Origin of the sequence: Streptomyces sp. NPDC020996 (genome assembly GCF_040641355.1) — a bacterium.
Lineage (GTDB): Bacteria > Actinomycetota > Actinomycetes > Streptomycetales > Streptomycetaceae > Streptomyces.
The window spans coordinates 42,637-60,915 of the sequence record NZ_JBFADM010000012.1 but is presented as its reverse complement, the minus strand read 5'-3'; the positions used below and the strand labels follow the sequence as shown (position 1 = coordinate 60,915).

Sequence of the window (18,279 nt, the reverse complement as noted above, 5' to 3'; positions counted from 1 at the left end):
GCCGCCTCCCACCGCCCACTTGCCGTCACCCGCCGTCCCCTTCGGGTGAGTTGGGCGCGTTCGGGCGCGTTCTGCGCCTCAGTGGCGGGCCGTCAGCGCTGGTCGCCGGTCGCCCGCCGCCCGCCAGCCGCCGGCCGCAGCTTGGATGGCGCCGGCGGCGCAGAGCGTGTCGCCCACGCACAGCGTGCCGCCGACGCACAGCGCGCCGCCGTCCGGCGCGCGGGTGCGCGTGCCGGACGGCGTGGTGACCATGTCGGACGGCGGCCGGCGCACGGCGCACCGCGGCCGGCGCACGGCGGCCAGGGCATGGCGCACGGCGCACCGCGGCCTGGGCTCAGCGCCGCACGCCCAGTCGCACCCCCACCCTTACCCCCGCCGCGGCGATTCCGGCGCCGGTCAGGCCCGCGGCGGCGAGCGCGGCGGCCTTGGTGCGGCGGCCCGGGGGAACGGGGCGGGCGCCGGGGGCGACGCCGTAGGCGCTGCCGTGGGCGTCGGCGGGCAGCGCCGAGGCCAGCAACTCGGCCACGTGCACGGCCTCGTGCCCGCCGCTGTCCAGTTCGTGGATCTGGGTGCGGCAGCTGAAGCCGTCGGCGAGGGCGACGGTCTGCGCGTCGGCCTCCCGCAGCCGGGGCAGCAGCACCCGCTCCGCGCACGCGGTGCTGACGTCCAGGTGGCCGCGCTCGAAGCCGAAGTTGCCGGCCAGCCCGCAGCAGCCGGACTCCAGGCGCTCGGCGTCCACCCCGGCCCGGCGCAGCAGCTCCTGGTCGGCGTCCCAGCCCAGTACGGCGTGCTGATGGCAGTGCACCTGGGCCAGCGCCCGCGCCGACCGCTCCGGCACCTGGGGCGGCTCGTAGCCGGGACTGTGCTCGGTGAGCAGCTCGGCGAGCGTCACCGTCCGATCCGTCAGCCTGCGCGCGTCCTGGTCGCCGGGGAACAACTCGCCCAGGTCGGAGCGGAAGACGGTGGTGCAGCTCGGTTCGAGGCCGACGACCAGCCCGCCCGCCCGGACGTGCCCGGCGAGCCGGCGCACGGTGCGGGCCAGCACGCGCTCGGCGACGCCGAGCTGCCCGGTGGAGATCCATGTCAGCCCGCAGCACAGCGGTTCCCGCGGCATCTCCACCCGCCAGCCCGCGTGCTCCAGCAGGTCCACCGCGGCCTGCCCGATATGCGGGTGGAAGAAGTTCGTGAACGTGTCCGGCCACAGCAGCACGCTGCCGCGCGAGCCGTCGCCGTACCGCTCGCGGCGGCCCGCGAACCACTGCCGCAGCGTCCGGTCCGCGAACAGCGGCACCTCCCGGTCCTCGATCCCCGCCACGGCGGCGGCCGCCTTCGACAGCGGAGGCGTGTGCGTGAGCGCGTTGACGGCCGGCCCGAGCCGCGCCCGGCCGACCAGCCGGGCGACGACCGGCAGCCAGCCCAGGGACAGGTCGGAGCGGGGCCTGCGCCACGGCCGCCCGCGGTAATGGTGCGACAGGAACTCCGCCTTGTACGTGGCCATGTCCACGTCGGCGGGACAGTCCTTCTTGCACCCCTTGCAGGCGAGGCACAGGTCGAGCGCGTCCCTGACCGCGTCCGACCGCCAGCCGTCCGACAGCGCGCTGTCCCCGTGCCCGTCGAGCATCTCGAACAGCAGCCGGGCCCGCCCCCGCGTGGAGTGCTCCTCCTCCCGCGTCACCTGGTACGACGGGCACATCACCGAACCGCCCTGGTTCGTGAGCTGCCGGCACTTGCCCACGCCCACGCACCGGTTGGCGGCCTGAGCGAACGACCCGCCGTCGTGCGGGAAGCGGAAGTGCAGGTCACGCGGGTCGTGCGGGGCCCAGTCGCCGCCCAGCCGCAGGTTCTCGTCCAGCCGGTACGGCGCCACGACCTTTCCCGGGTTCATCCGGTCACCGGGGTCGAAGACGGCCTTGAGCCGCCCGAACGCCTCCACCAGTTCCTCGCCGAACATCCGCGGCAGCAGCTCGCCCCGGCTCTGCCCGTCGCCGTGCTCGCCGGAGAAGGACCCGCCGAACTCGGCCACCAGGTCGGCCGCGCGCTCCATGAACCGCCGGTAGGCCGCCACCCCGTCGGCGCTGTAGAGGTCGAACGGGATGCGGGTGTGCACACAGCCCTGCCCGAAGTGGCCGTACAGGCTGGGCCCGGTGTCGCTCTGGTACCCGAACTCCGCGAACAGGCCGCGCAGTCGGCGCAGGTATTCGCCCAGCCGCGCGGGCGGCACCGCCGAGTCCTCCCACCCCTCGAACGTGTCCGCCCGCCCCGGGGTGTGCGCGGTCGCACCGAGCCCGGCCTCCCGCACCTGCCACAACTCCTCCTCGTGGGAGGGGTCGTCCAGGAAGGCGACCTCGGCATCGTGCTCGGACTCGTGCAGCCCGGCCAGCATGCGGTGTGCCCGGTCCTCCGCCTCCGCGAGGGTGTCCGCACCGAACTGCACCATCAAGTAAGCCCGCCCGGACGGGAGTTGCGCCAGCGCCTTGGGGTTGAGGCGCTTGATCCGCTCGTCGCGGACCAGCCGCTCGTCGACGCCCTCCAGCGCGATCGGCTCGTACGGCAGGATCGTCGGCACGGCGTCGCCGGCGCGGTCGATGCCGGGGAAGCCGAGCACCACGAGCGCGCGTTCCGGCACCACCGGCACCAGCTCCAGCTCGGCCCGCAGCACCGTGACGAGCGTCGACTCGCTGCCCACCAGCAGCCCCGCCACGTCGAAGCCGTGCTCCGGCAGCAGCGAGTCCAGGTTGTAGCCGGAGACCCGGCGCGGGATGTCCGGGAACCGGCGGCGCACCTCGTCCGCGCAGGCGTCGCGCAGGGCGCGCAGCCGCCGGTAGACGGCGGCGCGCAGATCGCCCTGCCGCTCGATCTCGGCGTACTCCTCGTCGCTCGTCTCGCCGCACCAGAACCGGGTGCCGTCGTACAGCAGCACCTCCAGACGGGCGACGTTGTCCACGACCTTCCCGTACGCCTGGGCGGTCGCCCCGCAGGAGTTGTTGCCGATCATCCCGCCGATCGTGCAGTTGGCGTGCGTGGCGGGCTCGGGGCCGTACCGCAGACCGGTGGGCGCGAGCTGCCGGTTGAGGTCGTCGAGGACGATGCCGGGCTGGACGACGCAGGTGCGGGCGTCCGCGTCGACGGACTCGACGCGGTTGCAGTACTTCGACCAGTCGATCACCACGGCCGTGTTGGTGCACTGCCCGGCCAGACTGGTCCCGCCGCCCCGGGACAGCACGGGCGCGCCGTGCTCGCGCGCGACGGCCACCGCCTCGGCGGCCGCCTCGGGGCTGCGCGGCACGACCACCCCGATCGGCGTCTGCCGGAAGTTCGAGGCGTCCGTGGAGTACGCCGCCCGGCTCCCGGCGTCGAACCGGACCTCCCCGTCGACCCGCTCACGCAGCGCGACCTCCAGCCGCGCCGGGTCTGCCGGGGGCGCCGCCCCCGGACGGCGGACGACGGGTCCGGGCAGATCCAGCGCGCCCATGGTCTCCTCCTTCGGTCGCCGGTGCGGTCACGGCAGGGGCCCGCCGGGTACCCAGCCCCGCCCGGGCCACCCGCGCCGTGCCGGGCCACCCGCGCCGTGCCGGGCCGCCACGCGCTCTTGGCGTCGCGCCTCGCGCTCTGTGGCGGTCTCGGTTCCCGTTCCACGGCCTCCCGGGCTGCCGCCCTACGGCGTCCCGTCCCCCGTCCGACGGCCTACGGCGTCTGGTCCCCGGCCCTACGGCGTTCCGTCCCCCGTCCGACGGCCTACGGCGTCTCGTCCCCGGCCCTACGGCGTCCCGTCCCCCGTCCGACGGCCTACGGCGTTCGGTCCCACGGTCCTACGGCGTCCGTCCCCCCGCCCGTGCCGGCCGCAGCCGGATGTCCGTGCTCGACAGCGTCTGCGGCGTCGCCGTGAAGGCGCGCAGCCGGATCCGCACGCCCGGCGCGGGCAGCCGGAACCGGCCGCCGGACGGCCTGATCTCCATCCGTACGGTGTCGTGGGCGGGCACCGTCGCCGGCCCCCGCACCAGCGACCAGTAACGGCCCGAACCCTGGTCCGTGGTCAGCATGAAGTGGGGCGTGAGGGCGGTGCCCCCGGTGTTGGCCACCCGCACCGTCAGTCGCGAGACGACGTCCGCCGAGACCCGCCGCACCGCGGCGACGCGCATCCGCAGCGGCGGCGACCCGGTGACCGCGAAGACCGCGCTCGCCGACGCCGGCAGCACCACCAGCACCGCCGCCGCGGCCAGCGCGGGACGACGGTACGGCCCCGAAAGCGGCCGCGGCCGGGGCTGCCAGGCGCGGGCGAACTCCGAGGGCGGAGCGGTGACCGCGGCCGCCAGCCACAGCGGCGTCATCATCAGGTAATAGCCGTCCTGGGAACGGGTCGCCAGGTAGAAGGCGCACCAGGGCAGGACGGTCGCCGCCGCGCCCAGGCGGCGCGGGAACAGCACCAGCAGCGCGAGCAGCGCGGCGGCCAGCAGCAGACTCGCGTGCGCGTACCAGTCGATCCGGTCGCTGCCGTCGGTGAGGTACAGCGAGACGTCCACCAGGCCCTGCCCGTGCACCGTCGCCCCCTGCGTGAGCGGCAGCGCGATGCCGGTGAGCCAGGTGCCCGGCTCGCTCACCAGGAAGTACGTGTTCAGCAGCAGCCACACGGTCGCGGCGGCGCCGGCGATCCGCAGCACCACCAGCGCCGCCGCCCGGCCGCCCAGCTCCCCCCGGCGCACCGCGTAGATGCCGACGAGCAGGAACGGCGCGAGGAACCAGGGCAGTTGCTGCGCCGCGCAGGCCGCGCCCAGGCATCCGGCGCGCATCACACCGGCCGGACCGAGCCGCCCGCCCCGCCCGGTCCGCGGCCAGCCCACCACCACCGGCACCAGCAGCGCCAGCGCGGTGATCGCCGGATAGCCGAGGCGGGCGTACATGGGCAGGAAGCCGAAGCCCAGGCACACCATGGTCGCCGCCGGCCGCCACGGCACCGGCAGCATGCGCCACAGCACGACCGTGCCGGCGACGAGCGCGCCCGTGCTCACCGCCGTCGCCGGGGCGCCACCGTGGCCCAGCCACAGCAGCGGCGCGGTGAGCAGCGGAACGAGCGGCGGGTAGCCGTAGGTGAAGTCGTAGCCGCCGGTCACCGTCGGGGTGAGCGCGATGCCGTGACCGAACAGCCAGGGCCAGGGCTGCCCGTACACCTGGTGACCGGCGACCAGTTCGCGGGCGGCCTGCGTGGTGAGCAGCGCCTCGTCGGAGCCCCGGTGGTACATCACCCAGGCGCACAGGGCGAGCGTCACGGCGGTCGCCAGCACGCACAGGTCCAGCCGGGCCAGCGTGCGCGTCCGGCGCACCACCAGGGCCAGCACCCCGCACACCAGGACGGAGGCGTAGCAGACCGAGATGACCGCGGCCACGGCGAGCCGGTGACCGGCCGCGTCCGTCCACACCGACCGGGTGCCTATGAAGAGGCTGACGTCGGCGAGCAGGGTCAGGACGCGGTGCCACTGTGCGGGGGGTTCCGGGGCGGCGGACACCGCCGACTGTGTCCGCCGGCCGGGTGTCACCGGCTTGGTCTCTGCCGTGTGCACGGCCCGGACGCTAGTGGGGCCCGGTGAACGGGGCGCGGGGGGAGGTGAAGAGCGCGGTGTGAGGCCGGTAAGAAGCCGTGATCGGGAACGAAAAGGTCATGGCGGGCCGATGATGAAGCGATGGTGCCGAATGCGTGCGGATGCGTGCGAATGCGCACGGATGTGGCCACAGTGGCGATGTGATGCCGCCGGAGCGGTCGCGGACCGTGTCGTTGTTGGGCCGAACGGGTGACTTGGCGTAAGAATTGGCTGGTGCAGGCAACGAGTGCGAGTCAGGTCGGGGGGAGCCGGTGAACCGCCACGTCACCGATGAACAGTGGGAGGGGCTTGCCCAGGTCGTGCCGCTGCGCGGACGGGACTCCTGGCCGTCCGCGGTGGACCACCGCGCGTTCGCGGACGCGGAGACCGAGACCCGCCGCCGTCTCGTCGTCCTCAGGGTCAACGTCTTCTCGGACGCCCGCGAGGTCGCCGAGACGCTGATGGCCGGGGTGCCCGTCCTGCTCGACCTGAGCGGTGCGGAGGCCGATGTCGCCAAGCGCGTCCTCGACTTCAGCACCGGCGTCGTCTTCGGCCTCGCCAGCGGCATGCACCGGGTCGACCGGAACGTGTTCCTGCTGACCCCGGCCGACACCGAGGTGACCGGCCTGATGCAGAACGCCGGGGTCCCCGGCGTCTGACCCGGCGCTCCGGCCGGTCCCCCGATCGTGGGAAGGCGGCGGCGCCGGAACGGTTCGCCGCCCGCCGGGCCCCCTACGGTCCGCACATGACCGTGTCACCCGTGCCCCCGCTCCCCACGCTCCCTTCGTCTCCGTCTCAGTCCCCGTCCGCATTCCAGTCCTCGTCCCCGTTCCAGTCCTCGTCCCCTCCGTCGTCCTCCTCCCCGCCGGCCGGAACGGTCGTGCCGCGGCCCTGTGTCACGGAGCTGCGGCTGTCCGCCTTCGCGGGGCACCGTAGGGCGGCGTTCGGACTCGGCCCCGTCACCCTGTTCGCCGGGGGCAGCGGATGCGGCAAGACCGGGGCGCTGCGGGCGTACGAGGCGCTGGCACGGCTCGGCGGCGGCGCCCCGGTCGGCGAGGCGTTCCCGGACCCGGGCGCCTGTGTGCCGGAGCGCGCCCGGCCCGACGCCCAGCGGCGGCGCGGGTTCCGCATCGGCTGCACGGCCGACGGACCCGAGGGACCGGTACGGCTCGACGTCGCCGTACAGGCCGAGCCCGAGCTGCGCGTGGTGGGGGAGCGGCTGACCTCGGGCGGGCGGGTGCTGCTGGAGACGGCCCTGCGCGACCCGGCGCGCCGCTTCGTGCAGGCCGCCTGGCACACGGGCGGGCCGTCGCCGGTGACCCGGGCGCCGCTGCCGGACGACCGGCTCGGCACCGCGCTGCTGCCGCTGCGGGTGGCCGGCCGGACCGACGGACAGCGCCGGGTGCTCGCCGCCGCCGAGCAGACGGTCGTCGCCCTGCGCTCCGTCTTCGCCTGCGACCCGCGCCCCGGCCGGATGCGGGCCCCCGTCCCGGCCGGCTCCGGCCGTCTCCTCGGCGGCTGCGACAACCTCGCCGACGTCCTGTGGCGCACCCGGACCGAGTGCGGCCGCCGGCACGCCCTGCTCGTCGAGGCGGTGCGCGCCGGATGCGCCGGAGACGTGGCGGACGTGCGCGCGGAGCCGCTGGGCGACGGGACGGTCCGGGCGCTGCTCGACCGCGGGGACGGGCACCGGACGCCCCTGGGCCGCCTCGGCGACGGCGAGTTGAGGTACGTCGCGCTCGCGCTGGTCCTGCTGACCGGGCCCGGGGTGCTGGAGGTGGACCCCGCCGGGGAGGTGCCCGCGGCGATGCAGACGCTCACCGTCCTCGCCGACCGCTTCGAACGGTCGCTGGACGCGCGGCAGCGGCGCGAACTGCTGCTGCTGGCCGCGCGCATGGGCCGCCGCGGGCACATCCGCCTCGTCGCCGCGGTGAGCGACGCATCATGGGCCGCCGGGGCGGACGGCGTCACGGTGGTACACCTGGGGCCGTGACAGAACCTCTCGACGTGACGAAGCTGCAGCGCCGGCTGGCCGAGTTCGCGGCAGCCCGCGACTGGCAGCCGTACCACACTCCCAAGAACCTCGCCGCCGCCCTCAGCGTCGAGGCCGCCGAACTCCTGGAGATCTTCCAGTGGCTGACGCCGGAGGAGTCGGCGCGGGTGATGGACGACCCGGAGACGGCGCACCGGGTGACGGACGAGGTCGCGGACGTGCTCGCCTATCTGCTGCAACTGTGCGAGGCGCTGCGGATCGATCCGCTGGCCGCGCTGGACGCGAAGATCGACCGCAACGAGCGGAGGTTTCCGGCCCCGTGAGGCGAGACGACCGAAGGTGACGATGAGTTATCGACTCCGCTTTCACTCTCAGTAGTTCGAATCCCGCCGCATGTCGGTCCACTGTCCACAGATTTCCTCCCACCTCTGGCTTTTCGCCCCGCGTTGCCTCACTCTATGTAGTGGACGGGCTGAGGTCGGGCGGGCGTGCTGGTAGCACGCTGTGACGGACGGGGGTAACGCATGGACGCGGTGCGACTCATCGTGACGAGCAGACGTGCCCTGGCGGCCGGCGGCAGCCCGCCGGACCTCCTGACGGAGGTGTGGCAGGCACAGGCCCTGGCCCAGGCGATAGGCAGCCGCCTCGCGGTCACCGGCCCACCCGAACTGCGCGGCGAGGCACTGGGCCTGACCGAACTGGCCGGCCGGGGCTGCGGTGTGCTGGGCACGCCGCAGCTCGCCCTGGAGGACCTGCGCGCCGCCCAGCTCACCGACCTGGGCGACGCCCGCCAGGCACTGACGTACCTCGGCGGCCTCCTCGGCGAGGTCGGCATCGCCCTCGTGGGCATCGCCTGCGCCGCGGCCGACGAGAGCACGTACTGGCAGTGCATGGAGGCGATCGACGCGGCCGACGAGTCCCGCGACCGCGTCCGCGAGATGCTGCGCCGACTGGCGGACAGAGCGGAAACCGTGCCCGACCGGTAGGCGGGCCGACACCGGACCGCGCCCGCTCGTGGACCGCGCCCGCTCGTGGAGGGGTCCGCTCGTGGACGGGGTCCGTCGCCCGGACCGCCGGCGGCTTTCCCGGCGACGCTCCGAGGAACCAGCGACAGCGGCCGCCACGACAGCGGGCAGGATGGGGGCATGGATCTTCGCATCTTTACCGAGCCCCAGCAGGGGGCCACCTACGACACCTTGCTCACCGTGGCGAAGGCCACCGAGGACCTCGGATTCGACGCGTTCTTCCGGTCCGACCACTACCTCCGCATGGGCGCCGTGGACGGCCTCCCCGGACCCACCGACGCCTGGATCACCCTCGCCGGACTCGCCCGCGAGACCAAGCGCATCCGCCTCGGCACCCTGATGACCGCCGGCACCTTCCGGCTGCCCGGCGTGCTCGCCATCCAGGTCGCCCAGGTCGACCAGATGTCCGGCGGCCGCGTCGAACTCGGCCTGGGCGCGGGCTGGTTCGAGCAGGAGCACAAGGCCTACGGCATCCCGTTCCCGAAGGAGAAGTTCGCCCGCCTGGAGGAGCAGCTGGAGATCGTCACCGGCCTGTGGGCGACGAAGACCGGCGAGACCTTCGACTTCCACGGCACCTACTACGACCTCACGGACTCGCCCGCGCTGCCCAAGCCCGCCCAGGACAAGGTCCCCGTCCTGATCGGCGGCCACGGCGCGACCCGCACCCCCCGCCTCGCCGCCCGCTACGCCGACGAGTTCAACATGCCGTTCGCCTCGATCGAGGACAGCGAGCGGCAGTTCGGCCGGGTGCGCGCCGCCGCCGAGGCGGCCGGCCGCCGCGCGGACGACCTCGTCTACTCCAACGCCCTCGTCGTCTGCGTCGGCGGCGACGACCAGGAGGTGGCCCGCCGCGCCGCCGCCATCGGCCGCGAGGTCGACGAGCTCAAGGCCAACGGCCTGGCCGGCTCCCCGGCCGAGGTCGTCGACAAGATCGGCCGCTACGCCGAGATCGGTGCGCGGCGGATCTACCTCCAGGTCCTCGACCTCCACGACCTGGACCACCTGGAGCTGATCTCCTCCCAGGTCCAGACGCAGCTGTCGTAACCGTCTCAACTGTCGTAGCCGTCGCGGCGACGGACTCGGGCACGCGGCGGCGACGGCGGCGACGGCAGCGGCGATAAACGAAAGGCGCCGGTCCTCCCCGGTGTGCGAAGGTGTGACCGTCGTCCGGCAGGCCCCCGGGGATCAGCGCCCCGGGGGCTTTCGCACGCACGGCACCGCATCGACCACCCAGCCGGAGAGGCCCTCCGCATGTTCCTGACGATCAGCACCACCGGCACCCCCGGACGCCCGGCCACCGACCTCGGATTCCTGTTGCACAAGCACCCCGACAGGGCGCAGGCGTTCTCCACGTCCTATGGCACGGCGCACGTTTTCTACCCCGAGGCGGACGACCGGCGTTGCACGGCGGCGCTGCTGCTGGAGGTCGACACGGTGGCGCTGGTGCGCAGGGGCAAGGGCAAGGGCCGGGGCGGCGCACCCGACGCGGCGCTGGCGCAGTACGTCAACGACCGCCCCTACGCGGCCTCCTCGCTGCTCGCGGTCGCGCTGAGCGGCGTCTTCTCCAGCGCGATGAAGGGCGTCTGCACCGCCCGTCCGCAGCTGCCGGGACAGCCGATGCCGCTGCGGGTCGAGGTGCCCGCGCTGCCCGCCCGCGGCGGCCCGGACCTCGTACGGCACCTGTTCGAGCCGCTCGGCTGGACGGTCACCGCCGAACCCGTTGCGCTGGACGCCGAGTTCCCCGAGTGGGGCGAGTCGCGGTACGTCCGGCTCGTCCTGGAGTCCGCCGCGCTGACCCTTGCCGAGGCGCTGCGGCACCTGTACGTGCTGCTGCCGGTGCTCGACGACGCCAAGCACTACTGGGTCTCTCCCGACGAGGTCGACAAACTGCTGCGGGCCGGAGAGGGCTGGCTGCCCGGGCATCCGGAGCAGAAGCTCATCACCAGCCGTTACCTCTCGCGCCGCTGGTCGCTGACCCGGGAGGCGATGGAGCGGCTGGAACTGGTGCGGCTCGCCGAGACGGACGACAGCGCGGTCGAGGAGATCGACAACGCCGTCGGGCCGGAGCCGGAAGGGGAGACCGGGGCGGAGTCCGAAGGGGAGACCGGAGCGGAGGCCGAAGGGGAGACCGGGGCGGAGGAGAAGTCCGTTCCGCTCGCCGCGCAGCGCCGGGACGCGATCCTCGCGGTGCTGCGGCAGGCGGGCGCCGCCCGCGTCCTCGATCTCGGCTGCGGGCAGGGCCAGTTGGTGCAGGCGCTGCTGAAGGACCCGCGGTTCACGGAGATCGTCGGCGTGGACGTGTCGATGCGGGCCCTGACCGTCGCGGGCCGGCGGCTGAAGCTGGACCGCATGGGCGAGCGGCAGGCCGCGCGCGTCAAGCTCCTCCAGGGCTCGCTCGCCTACACCGACAGCCGGCTCAAGGGTTACGACGCCGCCGTGCTCAGCGAGGTGATCGAGCACCTGGACCTGCCGAGGCTGCCCGCCCTGGAGTACGCGGTGTTCGGCGCGGCCCGTCCCCGGACGGTCCTCGTGACCACCCCGAACGTCGAGTACAACGTGCGCTGGGAGTCCCTCCCGGCCGGGCACGTCCGGCACGGCGACCACCGCTTCGAGTGGACGCGGGAGGAGTTCCGCTCCTGGGCGCACGCCGTCGCCGGACGCCACGGCTACGGCGTGGAGTTCCTGCCCGTCGGCCCGGACGACCCCGAGGTCGGACCGCCCACCCAGATGGCCGTGTTCAGCGTGGAGACAGTGAAGGAGGCGAAGGCGGCATGACCGAGACGCAGAGCAGCGAGACACAGAGCAGCGAGACGCAGAGCAGCGAGACGCACAGCGACGAGACGCGGAGCAAGGGGCGCGTGCTGCCCGTCACCGACCTGTCCCTCGTCGTCCTCGTCGGCGCCTCCGGATCGGGTAAGTCCACGTTCGCCCGCAGGCACTTCAAGCCGACCGAGGTCATCTCCTCCGACTTCTGCCGCGGCCTGGTCTCGGACGACGAGAACGACCAGAGCGCCACGAAGGACGCCTTCGACGTGCTGCACTACATCGCCGGCAAGCGCCTGGCCGCGGGCCGCCGCACGGTCGTGGACGCCACCAGCGTGCAGCAGGACGCCCGCCGGCAGCTGATCGAGCTGGCCAGGCAGCACGACGTGCTGCCCGTCGCCATCGTGCTGGACGTGCCGGAGGAGGTGTGCGCCGAGCGCAACGCCGCCCGCACCGACCGGGCCGACATGCCGCGCCGGGTCATCCAGCGGCACATCCGCGAACTGCGGCGCTCGCTTCGGCACCTGGAGCGCGAGGGCTTCCGCAAGGTGCACGTCCTGCGGGGCGTGGAGGAGGTGGAGAACGCCACCGTCGTCACCGAGAAGCGGCTCAACGACCTGACGCACCTCACCGGACCGTTCGACATCATCGGCGACGTCCACGGCTGCGCGGCCGAACTGGAGGCGCTGCTGGGCAAGCTGGGCTACGTCGACGGCGCGCACCCGGAGGGCCGTACGGCCGTCTTCGTCGGCGACCTGGTCGACCGCGGCCCGGACAGCCCCGGCGTGCTGCGCCGCGTGATGGCGATGGTGAAGTCGGGCTACGCGCTGTGCGTGCCGGGCAACCACGAGAACAAGTACGGCCGTCACCTCAGGGGCCGCAAGGTCCAGCACACCCACGGACTCGCCGAGACGGTCGAGCAGATGGAGGGCGAGAGCGAGGAGTTCCGGCAGCAGGTCCGCGAGTTCATCGACGGGCTGGTCAGCCACTACGTCCTCGACGGCGGCCGGCTGGTGGTCTGCCACGCCGGTCTGCCGGAGAAATACCACGGCCGCACCTCCGGCCGGGTCCGTTCGCACGCGCTGTACGGCGAAACGACCGGCGAGACCGACGAGTTCGGGCTGCCGGTGCGCTACCCGTGGGCGGAGGACTACCGGGGCCGTGCGGCCGTGGTCTACGGCCACACCCCGGTCCCGGAGGCCACCTGGCTCAACAACACCATCTGCCTGGACACCGGCGCCGTGTTCGGCGGCAAGCTGACCGCGCTGCGCTGGCCGGAGCGGGAACTGGTCGACGTACCGGCCGAGCGGGTCTGGTACGAGCCGGCCAGGCCGCTGCGCACCGAGGCGCCGGGCGGGCAGGACGGCCGGCCGCTGGACCTGGCGGACGTGCGAGGCCGCCGGGTGGTGGAGACCGGGCACGCCGGCCGGGTGGCGGTGCGTGAGGAGAACGCGGCAGCTGCCCTGGAGGTCATGAGCCGCTTCGCGGTGGACCCGCGGCTGCTGCCGTACCTGCCGCCGACCATGGCGCCGACGGCCACCAGCCACGTCGAGGGCTACCTGGAGCACCCGGTGGAGGCCTTCGCGCAGTACGCCGGGGACGGCGTCGCCCGGGTCGTGTGCGAGGAGAAGCACATGGGCTCGCGGGCGGTGCTCCTGGTGTGCCGCGACGCGGACGCGGCCCGCAGGCGGTTCGGGGTCGAGGCGGGTCCCACCGGGTCCCTCTACACCCGTACCGGGCGCCCGTTCTTCGACGACGGGTCGGTGACGGAGACGGTCCTCGACCGGGTGCGGACCGCGGTCGGCGAGGCCGGCCTGTGGGAGGAACTGGACACCGACTGGCTGCTGCTGGACGCCGAGCTGATGCCGTGGTCGCTGAAGGCGTCCGGGCTGCTGCGGTCGCAGTACGCGGCCGTGGGCGCCGCGTCCGGGGCGGTGTTCCCCGGCGCGCTGGCCGCGCTGGAGGGCGCCGCGGCCCGCGGCGTGGACGTGTCCGGCCTGCTCGCCCGCCAGCGCGAGCGGGCCGCGGACGCCGCCGCGTTCACGCAGGCGTACCGCCGCTACTGCTGGACGACGGACGGCCTGGACGGCGTACGCCTCGCCCCGTTCCAGATACTCGCCGCGCAGGGCCGCAGCCTCGCCGTCCTGCCGCACGACGAGCAGCTCGCGCTGCTCGACCGGCTCGTCGAGCACGACGGCAGCGGCCTGCTGCAGACGACGCGCCGGCTGTACGTCGACACCGGCGACCCGGAGTCGGTGCGGTCCGGCGTCGACTGGTGGCTGGAGATGACCGGCCGCGGCGGCGAGGGCATGGTCGTCAAGCCGCTCGGGGCGCTGGTGCGCAACGGGGAGGGGCGCCTGGTGCAGCCCGGCGTCAAGTGCCGGGGACGGGAGTACCTGCGGATCATCTACGGGCCGGAGTACACCCGCCCCGACAACCTGGCGAGGCTGCGGAACCGGTTCCTCAACCACAAGCGCTCGCTCGCACTGCGCGAGTACGCGCTCGGTCTGGAGGCGCTGGAGCGGCTGGCCGGGGGCGAGCCGCTGTGGCGGGTGCACGAGGCGGTGTTCGGGGTGCTCGCGCTGGAGTCGGAGCCGGTGGACCCGCGGCTGTGACCCGGGACTGAGCCCGTGACCGAGCCCGGGCCTCGACGACACCCCCGTCGTCCTCGAGGCTCGGGCGGTCCCGCGCGGTCCCGGGCGTTTCCCCCGGCGGTCCCGGGCGCTGATCTCGTCAGTGGGACGATATTGACCGGACCCGTTAATCGTCAAGGGGACGAAAATTGGTCTGCTGCCGAAACTGCCGAGCGGGGGGTGAAGGCGGGTCCCGGTGGTCAGGATGGAGTCATGGGATTCCATGTCGACTCCGAGGCCGGGCGGCTGCGCCGCGTCATCCTGCACCGGCCGGATCTCGAGCTCAAAAGGCTCACCCCCAGCAACAAGGACACCCTCCTGTTCGACGACGTGCTGTGGGTCCGCCGGGCGCGCGCCGAGCACGACGGTTTCGCCGACGTCCTGCGTGACCGCGGGGTCGCCGTCCACCTCTTCGGCGACCTGCTCACGGAGGCCCTGGAGATCCCGGCGGCCAGAACGCTCGTCCTGGACCGGGTCTTCGACGAGAAGGAGTACGGCGTCCTGGCCACCGACCACCTCAGAGCCGCCGTCGAGCACCTCCCTGCCCGTGAGCTGGTCGAACTCCTTGTCGGCGGCATGACGAAGCGCGAGTTCCTCGAGGCGCACCCGGAGCCGGTCTCCGTGCGGTTCCACGTCATGGACCTCGACGACTTCCTCCTCGCCCCGCTGCCCAACCACCTCTTCACCCGCGACACCTCAGCCTGGATCTACGACGGCGTCGCGGTCAACGCCATGCGCTGGCCGGCCCGGCAGCGTGAGACGGTCCACTTCGAGGCGATCTACCGCCACCACCCGCTCTTCCGTGACGAGACGTTCCGCGTCTGGTCGGAGGGGCAGGCCGACTACCCGTCCACCATCGAGGGCGGCGACGTCCTGGTCATCGGCAACGGCGCCGTCCTCATCGGCATGAGCGAGCGCACCACCCCGCAGGCGGTGGAGATGCTCGCGCACAAGCTGTTCGCCGCGGGTTCCGCGCGGACGATCGTGGCGCTCGACATGCCGAAGCGCCGCGCCTTCATGCACCTCGACACCGTGATGACGATGGTCGACGGTGACACCTTCACCCAGTACGCCGGTCTCGGCATGCTCCGCTCGTACACCATCGAGCCCGGCGCGGGCGACAAGGAGCTGAAGGTCACCGACCATCCGCCGGAGCACATGCACCGCGCGATCGCCGCCGCCCTCGGGCTGAGCGAGATCCGCGTGCTGACCGCGACCCAGGACGTGCACGCCGCCGAGCGTGAGCAGTGGGACGACGGCTGCAACGTGCTGGCCGTCGAGCCGGGCGTGGTCGTCGCCTACGAGCGCAACTCCACCACCAACACCCACCTGCGCAAGCAGGGCGTCGAGGTGATCGAGATCCCGGGCAGCGAACTGGGGCGGGGCAGGGGCGGACCGCGCTGCATGAGCTGCCCGGTCGAACGGGACGCCGTAGGCGGATAGGCGGATAGGCGGATAGGCGGATAGGGGGATAGAGGGGGGGGCGGAGGGGAGGGGGAACCGGGGGAGCGGGGGAACAAAGGTTTGCATAGAAATGCTGGGCGTCGTATAGACTTCCACGGTCCCTGCCCCTGCACCTCTGGAGCGCCCCCATGGCGACAGTCCCGACCGCCCTCGCCGGCCGCCACTTCCTCAAGGAACTGGACTTCACCGAGGCGGAGTTCCGCGGCCTGATCGAGCTGGCCGCCGAACTGAAGGCCGCCAAGAAGGCCGGGACCGAGACGCAGTACCTGCGCGGCAAGAACATCGCGCTGATCTTCGAGAAGACCTCGACCCGCACGCGCTGCGCCTTCGAGGTCGCGGCGGCCGACCAGGGAGCCTCCACGACGTACCTGGACCCCTCCGGCTCGCAGATCGGGCACAAGGAGTCCGTGAAGGACACCGCGCGCGTGCTGGGGCGGATGTACGACGGCATCGAGTACCGCGGCGACAGCCAGGCGAAGGTCGAGGAACTCGCGGCGCACGCCGGCGTGCCGGTCTACAACGGGCTCACCGACGACTGGCACCCCACCCAGATGCTGGCCGACGTGCTCACCATGACCGAGCACAGCGCCAAGCCGCTGACCGAGACCGCCTTCGCCTACCTCGGCGACGCCCGCTTCAACATGGGCAACTCCTACCTGATCACCGGCGCGCTGCTCGGCATGGACGTGCGCATCGTCGCGCCGAAGTCCTACTGGCCCGCCCAGGAGATCGTCGACCGGGCCCGTGAGCTCGCCGAGGCCAGCGGAGCCCGGGTGACGCTCACCGAGTCCCTGGGCGAGGGCGTCCTCGGCGCCGACTTCGTCGCCACCGACGTGTGGGTGTCCATGGGCGAGCCCAAGGAGGTGTGGGACGAGCGGATCGCCGCGCTCGCGCCGTACGCGGTGACCATGGACGTGCTGCGCGCCACCGGCAACCCGGACGTGAAGTTCCTGCACTGCCTGCCGGCCTTCCACGACCTCGGCACCAAGGTCGGGCGGGAGATCTTCGAGACCCACGGCCTGGACTCCCTCGAGGTCACCGACGAGGTCTTCGAGTCCGCCCACTCGGTCGTCTTCGACGAGGCCGAGAACCGGCTGCACACCATCAAGGCCGTCCTGGTGGCCACCCTCGCCTGACCGACCGGACCTCCCCTCCGCCCGCCCGGCCGGACCGCGCCGTACCCGCTTGCCCGCCCCGGCTACACCGGCCGCCGCTGGGGCGGGACGGCCGACAGGCGGAACCACACCGCCTTGCCCGACCCGGTGGGGCGGTGTCCGCAGGACGAGCTGAGGGCCCGGATCAGCAGCAGCCCGCGCCCGTGCTCCTGCCACGGGTCGGGTTCGCGGGCGTCGGGCCGCGTCAGGTTGCCCGGCGGCGCCGGATCCGGGTCGTGCACCTCCACCCGGCAGCCGGTCGGCAGCAGTTCCACCACGAGCTCTATGGGCGCGTCGCCCGCCGTGTGCTCCACCGCGTTCGCCACCAGCTCGGCCGTGAGCAGTTCCGCGGTGTCGCGGTCGGCCCCGTCCTCCAGCTCGGTCAGCGCCGCGCGCACCAGCGCACGGGCCACGGGCACGGCCGCGGCGGAGTGCGGCAGCGCGATGCGCCAGGAGGCGGAGGCGGAGGGGGAGGGGGAGGGGGGATCGTACAAGGCGGGTCCGTTCATGAGCAGGCTGTCCTGCCGTCAACCGTGTGCATGGTACGGGTCCGTCCGGCGGGGACACCGGGCGGGCGCCGCTCGGGGGCGTCGGCCCCGATGACAGGCGGCTTACCCGGGTGAACGCCGGCCCGCGCAGCGCCGATCCCGCTGTTACCGATCCATGGACGAGCCGTGACGTATGTGACGAAGCCAGGTCACATGAACCTACGAAGCCCGGTCGTGTCAAGCCCGGGCACGCGCCCCGACGTATCGCGCCATCATGACGACAGTCACACATCGGTGATAGCTTCGAGGGGCAGAGGTCCGTGAGGCAGTGCCCGCCCCCGAGGAGGCCGCACGTCATGAGTCCCTTCACCGGCTCCGCCGCCCGCACCCCCCGTTGGCGGCACCTGCGCGTCGACCTCGCCGACGGCGTCGCCACCGTCACCCTGGCCCGCCCCGACAAGCTCAACGCCCTCACCTTCGGCGCCTACGCCGACCTGCGCGACCTGCTCGCCGAACTGTCCCGGGAGCGGTCGGTACGGGCCCTGGTGCTGGCCGGCGAGGGACGCGGCTTCTGCTCCGGCGGCGACGTCGACGAGATCATCGGCGCGACGCTCTCCCTGGACACCGCCCAGCTCCTCGACTTCAACCGGATGACCGGGCAGGTCGTCCGGGCCGTGCGGGAGTGCCCCTTCCCGGTGATCGCCGCCGTGCACGGGGTGGCCGCGGGCGCCGGCGCCGTGCTGGCCCTGGCGGCCGACTTCCGGGTCGCCGACCCCACCGCGCGCTTCGCGTTCCTGTTCACCCGCGTGGGCCTGTCCGGTGGCGACATGGGCGCCGCCTACCTGCTGCCCAGGGTCGTCGGGCTCGGCCACGCCACCCGGCTGCTGATGCTCGGCGAGCCGGTGCGGGCGCCCGAGGCGGAGCGGATCGGCCTGATCAGCGAACTGACCGGGGAGGGAGGCGCCGACGAGGCCGCGCACGCGCTGGCCCGCCGCCTCGCCGAGGGCCCGGCCCTGGCGTACGCGCAGACCAAGGCGCTCCTGACGGCCGAACTGGACATGCCGCTGGCGGCCGCGGTGGAACTGGACGCCGCCACCCAGGCGCTCCTCATGAACGGCGAGGACTACGCCGAGTTCCACGCCGCCTTCACCGAGAAGCGGCCGCCGAAGTGGCAGGGGCGGTGACC

General features: G+C 73.5%; 14 protein-coding genes. 10 read left to right on the top strand and 4 right to left on the bottom strand.

The genetic code is table 11. The features are described 5' to 3' along the window. Positions 1–78 precede the first annotated feature (78 nt). From AB0G63_RS11640 to AB0G63_RS11630, 3 genes are all read right to left on the bottom strand, one after another. Entirely contained in the window at positions 79–315 is a 237-nt protein-coding gene (locus AB0G63_RS11640) for a hypothetical protein (protein ID WP_360747972.1), read from the bottom strand. Between the two features lie 19 nt (positions 316–334). Then, positions 335–3,472, bottom strand: coding sequence for an FAD-binding and (Fe-S)-binding domain-containing protein (locus AB0G63_RS11635; protein ID WP_360747969.1), 3,138 nt, complete (start codon positions 3,470–3,472; stop codon positions 335–337). Positions 3,473–3,809: 337 nt separating this feature from the next. Further along, entirely contained in the window at positions 3,810–5,555 is a 1,746-nt protein-coding gene (locus AB0G63_RS11630; RefSeq protein WP_360747966.1) for a hypothetical protein, read from the bottom strand. 290 nt (positions 5,556–5,845) lie between these two features. On the opposite strand from AB0G63_RS11630, the gene AB0G63_RS11625 reads away from it, so the two are divergent. From AB0G63_RS11625 to argF, 9 genes are all read left to right on the top strand, one after another. Beyond that, complete coding sequence (locus tag AB0G63_RS11625; protein WP_360747963.1) at positions 5,846–6,232, top strand: cell division protein SepF; 387 nt, start codon at positions 5,846–5,848, stop codon at positions 6,230–6,232. 86 nt (positions 6,233–6,318) lie between these two features. Further along, on the top strand, positions 6,319–7,566 hold the full coding sequence (locus tag AB0G63_RS11620; RefSeq protein WP_360747960.1) for an ATP-binding protein: 1,248 nt from the start codon (positions 6,319–6,321) through the stop codon (positions 7,564–7,566). Beyond that, positions 7,563–7,889, top strand: coding sequence for a nucleotide pyrophosphohydrolase (locus AB0G63_RS11615; RefSeq protein ID WP_360747957.1), 327 nt, complete (start codon positions 7,563–7,565; stop codon positions 7,887–7,889). The genes AB0G63_RS11620 and AB0G63_RS11615 overlap by 4 nt, the downstream gene beginning before the upstream one ends. Before the next feature lie 201 nt (positions 7,890–8,090). Next, the gene (locus AB0G63_RS11610; RefSeq protein ID WP_360747954.1) at positions 8,091–8,552 is read left to right on the top strand and encodes a DUF6099 family protein; all 462 of its coding nucleotides are present in this window, start codon (positions 8,091–8,093) and stop codon (positions 8,550–8,552) included. Between the two features lie 159 nt (positions 8,553–8,711). Then, positions 8,712–9,635, top strand: coding sequence for an LLM class F420-dependent oxidoreductase (locus tag AB0G63_RS11605; RefSeq protein WP_360747951.1), 924 nt, complete (start codon positions 8,712–8,714; stop codon positions 9,633–9,635). Between the two features lie 207 nt (positions 9,636–9,842). Next, the gene (locus tag AB0G63_RS11600; protein ID WP_360747948.1) at positions 9,843–11,366 is read left to right on the top strand and encodes a 3' terminal RNA ribose 2'-O-methyltransferase Hen1; all 1,524 of its coding nucleotides are present in this window, start codon (positions 9,843–9,845) and stop codon (positions 11,364–11,366) included. Next, positions 11,363–13,969 carry a polynucleotide kinase-phosphatase gene (locus tag AB0G63_RS11595; RefSeq protein WP_360747945.1) on the top strand — a complete coding sequence of 869 codons (2,607 nt, stop codon included), beginning with the start codon at positions 11,363–11,365 and terminating at the stop codon, positions 13,967–13,969. Before AB0G63_RS11600 ends, AB0G63_RS11595 begins: the two co-directional genes overlap by 4 nt. 231 nt (positions 13,970–14,200) lie before the next feature. Next, positions 14,201–15,430, top strand: a complete 1,230-nt coding sequence (locus tag AB0G63_RS11590) for an arginine deiminase (RefSeq protein WP_360747942.1) — start codon at positions 14,201–14,203, stop codon at positions 15,428–15,430. A gap of 149 nt (positions 15,431–15,579) precedes the next feature. Beyond that, positions 15,580–16,587, top strand: a complete 1,008-nt coding sequence (gene argF, locus AB0G63_RS11585; RefSeq protein ID WP_360747939.1) for an ornithine carbamoyltransferase — start codon at positions 15,580–15,582, stop codon at positions 16,585–16,587. A gap of 62 nt (positions 16,588–16,649) precedes the next feature. Here argF and AB0G63_RS11580 read toward each other — a convergent pair whose 3' ends face one another. Continuing rightward, positions 16,650–17,114 (bottom strand): ATP-binding protein, encoded by a 465-nt coding sequence (locus AB0G63_RS11580; protein WP_360747936.1) that lies wholly within the window; start codon positions 17,112–17,114, stop codon positions 16,650–16,652. Between the two features lie 335 nt (positions 17,115–17,449). On the opposite strand from AB0G63_RS11580, the gene AB0G63_RS11575 reads away from it, so the two are divergent. Next, entirely contained in the window at positions 17,450–18,277 is an 828-nt protein-coding gene (locus AB0G63_RS11575; RefSeq protein WP_360747933.1) for an enoyl-CoA hydratase family protein, read from the top strand. Positions 18,278–18,279: the final 2 nt, after the last annotated feature.